Source organism: Polaribacter sp. Hel_I_88 (assembly GCF_000687935.1).
In the GTDB taxonomy this organism is placed as follows: Bacteria; Bacteroidota; Bacteroidia; order Flavobacteriales; family Flavobacteriaceae; genus Polaribacter.
Window position 1 is genome coordinate 3,875,080 of sequence record NZ_JHZZ01000001.1, and the last position, 11,419, is coordinate 3,886,498.

The 11,419-nt window shown below is 31.4% G+C and carries 7 protein-coding genes; all 7 read right to left on the minus strand.

Annotated features, from left to right (window positions below; all coding sequences use genetic code 11):
- Positions 1-41: 41 nt before the first annotated feature.
- The 7 genes from P161_RS0117350 to P161_RS0117380 all read right to left on the minus strand — a co-directional run bounded on the left by P161_RS0117350 (position 42) and on the right by P161_RS0117380 (position 11,412).
- A complete protein-coding gene (locus tag P161_RS0117350) occupies positions 42-1,328 on the minus strand; it encodes a glycosyl hydrolase family 17 protein (protein ID WP_026778153.1) in 1,287 nt (428 codons plus the stop codon).
- 22 nt (positions 1,329-1,350) lie between these two features.
- Positions 1,351-3,093 carry a glycoside hydrolase family 3 N-terminal domain-containing protein gene (locus P161_RS0117355; RefSeq protein ID WP_026778154.1) on the minus strand — a complete coding sequence of 581 codons (1,743 nt, stop codon included), beginning with the start codon at positions 3,091-3,093 and terminating at the stop codon, positions 1,351-1,353.
- Between the two features lie 74 nt (positions 3,094-3,167).
- Positions 3,168-6,605 carry a hypothetical protein gene (locus tag P161_RS0117360; protein WP_036841651.1) on the minus strand — a complete coding sequence of 1,146 codons (3,438 nt, stop codon included), beginning with the start codon at positions 6,603-6,605 and terminating at the stop codon, positions 3,168-3,170.
- A 158-nt stretch (positions 6,606-6,763) separates the two neighbouring features.
- The gene (locus P161_RS19235) at positions 6,764-7,603 is read right to left on the minus strand and encodes a PKD domain-containing protein (RefSeq protein WP_051605795.1); all 840 of its coding nucleotides are present in this window, start codon (positions 7,601-7,603) and stop codon (positions 6,764-6,766) included.
- Between the two features lie 9 nt (positions 7,604-7,612).
- Positions 7,613-8,464, minus strand: a complete 852-nt coding sequence (locus tag P161_RS0117370) for a family 16 glycosylhydrolase (RefSeq protein ID WP_026778156.1) — start codon at positions 8,462-8,464, stop codon at positions 7,613-7,615.
- Between the two features lie 19 nt (positions 8,465-8,483).
- A complete protein-coding gene (locus tag P161_RS0117375) occupies positions 8,484-9,965 on the minus strand; it encodes a hypothetical protein (protein WP_026778157.1) in 1,482 nt (493 codons plus the stop codon).
- 43 nt (positions 9,966-10,008) lie between these two features.
- Complete coding sequence (locus P161_RS0117380; RefSeq protein ID WP_026778158.1) at positions 10,009-11,412, minus strand: Ig-like domain-containing protein; 1,404 nt, start codon at positions 11,410-11,412, stop codon at positions 10,009-10,011.
- Between the last annotated feature and the right edge of the window lie 7 nt (positions 11,413-11,419).

An 11,419-nucleotide genomic window follows, 5' to 3' on the forward strand; every position in this document is an offset into this window, starting at 1 on the left:
TTTATCCTAAAACCTTAAATATTTAAAGTTTGTTTTTCAACTTATCTTGGGTATTCTGTATTTGGTACTAAAACTGTTTTCATTAAAGCATCTTTATCTCCTTTAAAAGTTTTGGTAATGGATTTACCTCCTCTTTTTAAACCTTTAAAAGTTCCATTATCAACCAAATCCCAAAGTGGATATTTTGCTTCGCCTTTTAAAGTGAATAATCCAAAGTGATTTTCTGAACCTTCTGGATTTCCTGCATCTTTCCATTGTTCGTCAAAAGCTTCAAAATAGAAACAGGAAATACCTGATTCTTTTGTCCATTCTCTTAAATGTTTATAATACAAACCTTGCTTATATTCGTCACTTGCTCTCGAGCCTGGTTCTCCATATTGTCCATCAGAAATAGATGCCCAACCAGTTTCACCAATATGAATTGTTTTGGTTGAATCGATACTTTTTACATAATTAGACACATTTTTATATTGTGTTTTTGCAAAATTCAAAGAGCGAATCATGGCAAAATCTATTTTTTCTTGGTCAGATAATCCTTGTTCATGAGCTGGAACTCCCCAAAATTCTGAATTATAATGTGTGTTATGATACGCATACGTGTGCATAGAAACATAATCTACAGCTTTAATTAAATCTTCTAAATCTTTAACTCTATAACTTGGGTCTCCTCCACCCCAAGAAGCAAAATCATCTGAACTTGTAATCCATAAGTCTTTAGACAACTTGCCTTCTTTTTTAAGATTTTGCAAATGATTTACCCATTTTAAAATTACATTTGGACGCACAAAATAACTTTCTGCCCAACGAATCATGGCTTCGTTTCCTACAGCAATTACCTTTACAATGTCTGGATATTTGTTTGCCAAAGCAACTGCTCTTTCTATTTCTCCTTTATTTTGTGGGCTTTCAATATCGTGATTTGGAGCTTTGTTGGTCCAAGCATTTAAACAATCTATCCAAGCACCCAGCATTACGTACATTTCAAAAGTTTCGTCTTCTTTCTTTAATTGGTGAATGGCTTCTAAAACATTTTTTGCATGAGGTAATTTTGGTTGTACATTATAAGTTCTAATAATTCTGATACCCATGGCATGCATCAATTTTAAATCTTCTTTTAATTGAGCAATCGTAGGTTGTGCTTCTCTTGATTTTTCTCTGTAACCTCCATAAGAAATTGCTACATATTCTGGATTCCCAAGAATATCTTTTGCTGTTAATGCTTTCTTCATTATTGTCTTTTCTGCTGTTTTATTTTCTTTATTTGAGTTACATCCAACGCAAATTATCAATACTAAAAGAATTACTATATTTTTTATTGTTGATGTCATTTTGCGAATGTTTTTAATATTTTTATATTTTTTTATATGATAAACCAAATCCAAAAGGAAATAATGGTTTTATTGAATTATCCCAAAAATTAGGGCCATATTTTCCTTTATAATCTTCCACTGATGTTGGCCAAGAATGTGGTAATTTTCCTTTAAAATTATAATCGCCAAAAAGTACTTCTGCTACTCCATCTCCTTCTGAACCTACTAACCAAGCTGCTACAAAAGCATCTGATTTTTCGATTTGATCTGTTACCACCAAAGGTCTTCCTGAAACTAAAATTACAATCGTTTTTACGCCTTTTTCTTGGTATGTTTTTATGTATTGTTGATGTGCTGTTGTCAGCATTAATTCCAGTTGATTCGATTCGTGACCAATATCTCCAAAAAATTCTGCATACGGATTTTCGCCAACTACAATAATGGCTACATCTGCATCAAATTGTTTTTTTGTTGCGTCTTTATCATACACAACTTCGCCTTTTGCCTGTTTTTTAATTCCGTCTAAAATAGTAGTTGCTCCTTTGTAATTTCCTTTAGTTCCTTGCCAATGAATCGTCCAACCACCAGATTGTAAACCAGCTGAATTTGCGTGTTCACCAACCACAACAATCTTTTTTGTTTCTTTTGATAAAGGCAAAATTTGTGCATCATTCTTTAACAAAACTAAAGATTCTCTCACTGCTTGTTTCGCAATTTCCCTGTGTTTTTTCGAGCCAATTTCTTTGATCAAACTTGCATCTGGAAAAGGATTTTCAAACAAACCCAATCTAAATTTCTGACGTAAAATTCGTCTTACAGCATCATCAATTCTGGCTAATTTTACAGATGCATCTTCAACTCCCGCTTTTAAACCTTTTTGAAAACTATCTAAATCGCCATCAACAGCCATTACAACATCTATTCCTGCATTTACAACCTCATTTCCATTGAAACGTGAATAGGCTTTCCAGTCAGAAACAACAATTCCATCGAAATTCATTCCAACCTTTAACGTATCCGTTATTAATGCTTTGTGATTATGCATTGAAGTACCTGTAATTGAGTTGAATGAAGACATGACTGCTCCAACATTTTCTTTTACAGCAACTTTATAAGGAGCTAATAGTCGTTCTTGTATTTCTTTGGCTGATAAAGAAGTTTCTCCTCCTTCAACTCCAAAATCTGTGGAACCATCACCCACAAAATGTTTGGCAGTTGCCATGACTGTTTTTGAGTCTGATAAATTTCCTTGATGCCCTTTTATAGAAGCTTTAGTTAACTTTTCTGTTAATGCTGTGCTTTCTGAAAACGCTTCATAAACACGTCCCCATTTTTCATTATAAGGAATGGCTATACAAGGTGAAAACACCCAATTAAAACCTGTTGCTGCACTTTCTAACGCCGTAATTTTTGCGATTTCTTCAACCAAATCTGCATTTTGAGTTGCACCCAAACCAATATTATGAGGAAAAATTGTTGCACCTTCAAAAGTATTTTGTCCATGAACAGCATCCACAGCAAATAATAAAGGAATGCCCAATCTTGAACTTAAAGCTTTCTTTTGTAATGCTGTAAACCTTTTTTGCCAATCTAAAGCCGTTTTTCCTGGAGTTGGCCCTTCTGTATGAATAATTGAACCTATAAATTTTTCAGAAACATGAACATCAGCATTTTCTTCAAAATGCCTAATCTGAGACATTTGTCCGATTTTCTCTTCTAAAGTCATTAACTTTAGAAGAGAATCTATCTTTTGTTCTATTTGAGTTTCTTTACTTGTGTTCATTTTGGTTTTACAGGAAAAAATCAACAATAAAAAACAACCAATTACAAATTTGAAATCGCTGTTTTTCATCAATCTTATTTTATAATTGAAACTTTTATATGCTTTATTTTGTCAGTTCTATCAAATAATAATGAACTAGTTGTTTTGTCTAATTCTAACGTATCTAAACTTTTTGTTGAGCCATCGTTAAAAACAATCGCTACATTTTCAGTTTCTGATAACTTATAAATTACTGGAACTTGACAGTATGTAAAACACAATTGATTTTTATCGATATTCAATGTTTGTTTATCACCTGAAACAGTTACATATTCAAATACTTGTGCTTTTTCTAAAAACTCCGATTTTTTTAATAAACGAGGTTTAAAAATAACTTTACTATTTTTTACAAAAACACCTAGTTCACCAAATCTACACACCAAATCTTCTTTCACTTGACCTGTCATTCCTGGTTGTTGTGCTCCTTTTCCTGCTGGTGTGTGAGAATACGCATCTGTTGGAAAAGCTCCATATAATTTTGGAGATTTATGAACGCCAACTCCTGCATTTATTTCGTAATAATGATCAAATAATCGACCAATAATTTCGTCGCTTTCGTTTGTATTTACTGCTAACAAGCAATTCTCTTGAACTGCCACTAGTAATTTAGAAACCATGTGCCAATAAATAGACCCTAAACCTTCATACCCAAAGAAAGTTCCTGAACGACCTGTAAAAGATTTATGGTCAAAAATATCTTCGAAAATTGCTAACACTTTTTTGGTGTCTTTTTCAACCAACAATTTATAATCATCAGAAAGATTTTGTAATGCTTTTTTAACGCTTTCTGCATTGTTAAAGTTTCCATTAAAATGATAATTTCCTAAAACATCTTTTTCTACTAATTGTTTGTTGTTATCTGCAACTAACTTTTGTAATAATTCAGAACTTTCAACTTGCTCAGAAGCAATGTTATTTTTATCTGTAAATCTTGGTAAGTTTTTATTCGGATATAAAATATAACTGTATTGATCTGGTCTAAACAAAGCTGAGGCTTTTAAACCATCTAGTAAAGCTAACGCTTGTTTTGGCGTTAAATAACCAGAACTTAATGCAGAAACTTGCCCTTCTAACATTTCTGATAAATAAGAAATAGAAACTTCATCCTTATTTTCAATCGTCATTAAATTATACGCATGATACATATTATCCGAACGTTTATTCGCTCTAATACTATGTTCTAAATAATTTTTAGTGATGGCAAAAAAGTGTAATAAGGCCGTTTTAGAAACTGCTGATTTTTTTGTTGAAAATCCGTTTTTATAGATAAATTCTCTATACTCACTTGCAGGTTTCCCTAAACCATCTAAAACTCTTTTGCGTTCGTTATTGGTAACATTTCTTGATAAAATAGTTGCATTGGCATCCAATGTTTTTAAAATATCGTTGAATAAAGAAGCAACTTCATCAGAAATTTCGATGTTATTTACCTCCGCATTTTCTACAACACCTTCAAAGAAATTGATGAATCTTCGCAAATAATATAAGGTTACCATAGAAACGCCATTCCCAACCAAAGCGTTGTTGGCGTCATTCCATTCTGGTCTTTGTGTGTTTAACCAAATTCCTCCTTCTGGAATAAAGTTAGATACTTTTGCTAAAACAGTTACAAGTAATTTTTCAATTAAATTTACTTTATAAGGCTTGTTATTTTTATCTCTTAACAAAGAACCATCAGCACCAATTTTTGCTCTTCTTTCTTCGATTTTTGCTTGTAATTGATGATCAAAATCAATCGTGTCTTTTGAGTTTTTTAAAATATCCTCATAACTTTTTATTTTATAAGGCACGTTTGCGTATACAAAAATATCATCATTAAATAACTCAGCTAATTTAGCTGGATAATGTTTTTCGATAAACTCTAAAAACTTTAATAAATAGATAATTTGATGATCTCCCCAATAACCAATATAACTCCAAGGATCATGTTCTTCAATTACTTCCCAATCAAAACCATCTTTGGTAACTCTGTAAGGATTGTAGCCTTCAAAAGTAGTTGCGTTTAAGAATTTATGAATCATACTCTCAATAAATTGAGGATATGAATGCGCTAAAACTTCCCAATTCTGAAAAATATCTCTCCAGTTTCCTTCGTAATCTAAAATTTTAGAACCGTCAATTTCACTTTTTGTGTTGATAGAAAACTTGTTCCAAGGTCTACTTGGATCTCCATGTCTTCTACTAAATTTTAAGGGTAAATATTCTAAACACAAACGTTTAAAATCTTTATTAGCATCCTTATCTGCTAACTCTTTGATAAAATCTAACGTAAATTCTTTGGGTAAGTTTTGTAATAACTCTTTTTTATCTGCAAATAATTGTTTGTTTGCTTTTGACAAATAGGTTACAAAATCATCTTTTTCAATGGTATAATTGTCATCAAAAATACCACCTCTCATAATATTAAAAAGTGTATTTGAAAAATGTCTTGTGTTGATTAATTTATCATTCGATAATTGTAAACCATCAGAAGACGCTACCAATTCAATTAGTTTTTCGGTTCCAATTTCGATACTTTTATTCAGCTTTTCTTCTAAATTATCGTTGTTTTTTATCATTTCTGATAAACGTGCAACATCAGAAACTGTTTGATTTACGTTGGCAATTTGTAACCAAGATTTTTCTTTTTGAGCAGCTAAATGTATATCTGCATTTAAAAGATAAGCTCCTTTTTCTGCCTTTACATCTACTTCCTGTTCTAAATCTATTCCTCTTCTAAAATTATTAATTTGGGTAGAAGACAATAAATAAATTGGATTTTCCAAACCTAAAGACCAGACTAAATTGGCTTTTAAAGCTTCACTTGGCTCAGCTTTATCAACAATAATAGCACTTAACGCATAAATACCTAAACCTGAATCTTCTTCTAATTCACATTTTTTATAAGCATCTACCAAATTACTACGAATTCCTTGAATGTCTGAACCCACTCCATAAGGCAACAAATCTTGAAAACCATCTAACAGAGAAATTTCTAAATTTTCATCAGCATTATTTATTAATGTTGCTTTTCTAACAAAACCAAACTCATCACTTGAATTCCATTCATATGTAAAAGTGATGTTTAAATCTTCATTTACTTCTTCAAAAATAATTTTGTTTCCGTAAATGTTTTTGTATAAATTTCTTTTGATGTTGTAAATCCCTGCTTGTCTTTCAGAAAATGGTTCCCATAAATGGGTTTTATCATCTTTGGTAATTCTAAAGATGGACTTACAACCTGTAGTTTCTGCTAATGCTGTAATTTTATCATCTGTATAATAAGGAAAAAGTGAATATTCTGCGTTTTTTCTACCAGCAGTTAAACCTCCATTACTAGAGATAAACATCCAATGATTGGAATCAGATACAATCGTCATAAAAAAAGGACGCATTGTGTGGCTGTTTGATATCTTGTAAAAAGATTCGTTATTTAGGGTTACTAATTCTCCTTTAACCTCTACAGTTGGGTTCTTTGCAATATTGTTACTCATTATAAAATAATTCTAAAACATACCTTTGGGTATGAAAAACAATGTTTTTATTTTTAAATTTTTATGTACTTGAAAGCTATACTTCCAAATAGATAGTATTTCAATTCAATTAGATTAATAACTCTTACTTAAAAGTATCATTTCTTAACCTCTTATTTTTATTGTTGTATTATATCATCAAAATAATACACATTACCATTACAGACTGCACCTCTGTTAAAATATATAATCATATTTTGATATGTACCCGTGTTTACATTAGAAAAATCGAAAGTTAATTCTTGCCATTTGCCTATTTCTGTAATACTTGCTACTCTTTCTTGAAAAGGATTTACGTTTGGAAAAGGTTGAAACTCTAAACGTAAAGTAACATCCGTTAGTTCTGTTGCTGCAAGTACTTTTATTTTAAAAACTTTATTAGTAGCTGTTGCAAAATTTAAAGGCACTTTTAACAAAGTTCCTGCACCTGCAAAATCTGCACAGCCAGTAGATCTTGTATATGCAAAAACGTTACAGCTTGAGTTTACAGCATCTAAAGTTGGGTTGGTTACAATATTACCACCAATATTACCAAACGCGCCAAAAGCAGCATCTCCGTTTGCGTTTAAAAACGTCCAATTTAAATTGCCATTTGCTGGGTTTATATTTTCTGAAGTTTCATCTACACAACCATCAATAATAATCGAATCTTGAAAAACACTTGTTTCACCAGAATCATTTTTTGCAGTTAATGTTATTGTATAACTCCCATTTACATATGTTTTTACAGGGTTTATTAAGGTTGATGTTGTACCATCTCCAAAATCCCAAACATAAGAAGTTGCATTTTCTGAAATATTGATAAAAGTTATCGTTTTTTTATTTTGAGTTCTTGTAAATCTAGATAACAAGGTTTGATCTACTGTTGTTGTATTATCATCTTCATTACAAGATATTACTACTAAAAGTGATACAATTAATAACGAAAAGATGCTTATTTTTTGAATTAAATTTTTCATACTTTTTTTTTAATTATAAACTCTAACATAATCTACTAACATTCTTTGAGGAAAAATGGTGTTTTCATTTGGTGAACCTGGCAAATTACCACCAACAGCCACGTTTAAAATAATATGAAAAGGTCTATTAAAAACCCATTCTCCAGAACCATTTGTTTCTTCAGAAACATCAGCAGGTGTTAAGGATTGATATAAATCTCCATCTACATACCAGTTGATTGAATTTGGACTCCATTCCACTCCAAAAATATGAAAGCCATTATCAAATCTATCATTTGCAATTTCATACTGTTTGGTGATAGAATTTGCTCCAGAAAATCCTGGTCCATGTATAGTTCCAAAAACAGTGGTAGGTTCATCACCAAGATATTCCATAATATCAATTTCACCAATTTGAGGCCAAACTAAGGATCCATTTTCATCATCACCTAAAAGCCAAAATGCTGGAAAAATACCTTTTCCTGTTGGAAGCTTTATTCTAGCCTCAAAACGTCCATATTTTTGATCTAACTTTCCTTTTGTAGTAATTCTTGCAGATGTGTACGATTTTCCTTCAAAATTTTCTTGTTGTGCTGTGATAATTAAAACACCATTTTGTACAGTAACATTTTCTGTTCTAGCTGTATAATTTTGTAGTTCGTTGTTTCCCCAACCTGGAATTCCTTGTGCAGTTCCATCGCCTGTTAAAAGGTTCCAATTTGCAGCATCTGGAGATCCATCTGTATCAAATTCGTCTTGCCAAACCAAGTTATTTAGTGTTGCTACAGTTTGCGTTTCATCTGTATCGCAACTTGTAAAACCTAGTACACTAAAACAACATAAAGTTAATAGTTGTAATTTTCTTTTATATATATTTTTCATTTTTTCTGATTTTATCTTCTTAATTTGTATAAAAATACACGTTATCTACCCAAATATTAGATACTGTATTGTCTGATATAAAAAACAATTGTCCTAAGTTAGTTCTGCTATTAAAACCAGGAAAACTTGATAAAGGAATATCTAAACTAATCCAACCATTAGCATCTGCATTTCTTAAAGCAGTTGCATTTAAGGTAAAAGTTCCTCCAGAAGTAGTTCCTGAACCTGTACCACTTTCTAATTGAATTCTTATAAAATCACCATTATCGATATTTTCTCTTACATTAATATCGATATGCAACTTATTGGTTGCACTTACATCTATATTCGAAACAGTTTCATACATCCCTATACTTACAAAATTTAAAGAAGTATAATTGATAATATTATCTAAATCTCCATTGGCAAAAGGTGCTTTAATATCTACATTATTTGGATCAGATCCTGCACCACCTTCTGTAGTTTGAAAAGGAGCAAAAAAACCATTATAATGCCTTACAGGAACATTTGAATAAGCATCACTAAAAATAGATACCACATTATTTGTTGCTGCAGGAATTGGTGCGTGAGGAAAATCTCCTTGACCGTTTATAATTAAAGCTCCTGTTGCCATAACATTGGCAACTTCTGCAGTAACTTTTGCTGTTCCTTCTCCTGTTATGGGTGTTATGATTTCTCCAGCTTCATTTAATCTAAAATTACCTGTTACACTTGAATTATCCGTTTTAAAATCAAAATAATTTGGTGAAATTGTAATTGTTTGTGAGTTACCTGTTGGTAAACTATAAATAGCGCCTAAACCTGTAACTCTTTGATTAACTCCTGTAAAAACATTTACGTTAACTTCGTTGCCATTTTGAATAAAGTAATTCTGTAATTTTAAGGTTCCTAATTTTTCGAATTTAATTTCATCTATCCAAATCGTAAAACCTACACCATCTGTACTTGCTGTACCTGCAGAAAAAACGAACATACCTCGTTCTTGAGTTAATCTGCTTGCATCAGGAATTGGGATAATTACTTTTCTCCAATCTGTTGATAATTGTTTGTTTGCGATGCTAACTGGAAATTGATCTTCTAAAAAATCAGTTCCAAAACCTAATAAATCTACATTTGCTGTTGTGGAACCTTTCATCCAAAAGGTTAAAGCATCGTAACCAGATAAATCTCTACCTGCTCCTCGATCTCTAAAAATTCCACCAATAAATCCGCCATTTGGATCGTTAGGTGCTGGCACATCAATTCTTATAGAACTTGTTCCTTCGTAGGCAACATTATCATCGGTTCCAAAACCTTCAGTATTTGCGCCTCCAGCAGGATCAAAAGAGATAAAAAATTCATCTGTTAGACCTGCAGGAGCATCTGTAAAAACATTCGGATTTGTTTGAAATGTTGCTAAAACTGCTTCATCAGAAATTTCTCTTTCACAATTTGAAAATAGCAAAAGAAATAATCCCAATAAGAGTGTTGTTTTTAAGTACGTAAATTTTATTTTTTTCATTGTTTTCATTTTTTTATATTATAATGACAACTTATAGTATTGATTATTTGTAAAAATATATGTTATCTAAATAAACATTTCTCAAGGATGAAAAATTAATATTTTCATAGATAATTTGTCCCATATTATTTTTGTTTGCTAAAGTTAAAGGAAACTCAATAGTAATCCACTCATTAGCAACTATTTTAGATGACTTTCTTACAAATAATTGCTCTCTAGTATCATCTCCTCCACCATCTTTTTGATCAGGTCCAAAATCTACCACCGTTATTAAAAAATCGAAATTAGCAGGAACCTGCCCTGGAATGTACATATTTAAATGTAAATTAGACTTTACTGAAACATCTTGAGTAGGATTTGAAAACCTATTTCCTACAAAATTGAAGTTTGTATAATTTAAAATTTGATCTCCATTTATATTAAAATCCGCAGATAATGTTGTTTGAAAAGGTTGCCAATATCCGTTGTAAAAATCAATATTTACATTCTCATAATGATCACTAAAAATTGAAATAACATCTTCTGGATTTCTAGTTGGAGTTGGTGCTAATACAAAAGCTCCACTAGATTTAATTTCTAAAGAACCTGCAGCATCTAAAGTTCCAAGTTTTGCAGTTATGATTGACGTTCCATCAGAAATTACATTTACCAAACCATTTGCATCGATAGTTGCAACACTTGGGTTTGAGGATGAAAAATCGAAATAATTTGGCGATACAGATACAGTTTGATTGTTACCAGATGCTAAATTAAATGTTTGCGTTAAGCCTGCCACTTGAACATTAACTCCTATATAGGAATCCGTTATAATATTTTGTCCATTTTGAATTGCTGGTCTTGGCTGTGCAATTGTTCCTAATTTTTCAAATTTTAATTCATCAATCCAAAAAGAATAGCCATCACCATTTTCTGGACCTTCTGAAAACCACATCAATCCGCTTTCTTTCGTAAGTTTGGATGCTGTAGGAATAGGAATACTATATTTTACCCAATTTGTAGTTAATCTTAAACCATTAATATTGACTTGATATTTATTTTCGCCAAAATCTTGACCGAAACCAATTTCATTGATGGTTGCTGCTTTTGTAGATTTTGCCCAAAAAGTAAGTGCATCATAGCTCGATAAATCTCTTCCTCCATTATCATCTCTAAAAATTGCACCTGCATAAGCACCTTCAGGATCTCCTTCATTTGGCACATCAAAACGCATAGAAGCTGTTCCTTGATATTTTGTTTCTGTATCTACACTAAAAGCACTGAATTTAGAATCTAAATAAGGATAATAATCTAACCCTGCACTAAAACCATCGATAAAAACCTCTGGATTGGAAGAAAAAGTTGCTATTACAGCTTCATCAGAAATTTCTCTCTCGCAACTTGTTATCATTAAAAATAATACAACAAAAAGAAAAGTAACTTTAGAAGTTAAATATTTTATAGTTTTCATCTTTTAT

Bases quoted from the DNA above. Each gene is read 5' to 3' on its own strand.
- P161_RS0117350 (WP_026778153.1), bottom strand. From the start codon at position 1,328: ATGACATCAACAATAAAAAATATAGTAATTCTTTTAGTATTGATAATT.
- P161_RS0117355 (WP_026778154.1), bottom strand. From the start codon at position 3,093: ATGAACACAAGTAAAGAAACTCAAATAGAACAAAAGATAGATTCTCTT.
- P161_RS0117360 (WP_036841651.1), bottom strand. From the start codon at position 6,605: ATGAGTAACAATATTGCAAAGAACCCAACTGTAGAGGTTAAAGGAGAA.
- P161_RS19235 (WP_051605795.1), bottom strand. From the start codon at position 7,603: ATGAAAAATTTAATTCAAAAAATAAGCATCTTTTCGTTATTAATTGTA.
- P161_RS0117370 (WP_026778156.1), bottom strand. From the start codon at position 8,464: ATGAAAAATATATATAAAAGAAAATTACAACTATTAACTTTATGTTGT.
- P161_RS0117375 (WP_026778157.1), bottom strand. From the start codon at position 9,965: ATGAAAAAAATAAAATTTACGTACTTAAAAACAACACTCTTATTGGGA.
- P161_RS0117380 (WP_026778158.1), bottom strand. From the start codon at position 11,412: ATGAAAACTATAAAATATTTAACTTCTAAAGTTACTTTTCTTTTTGTT.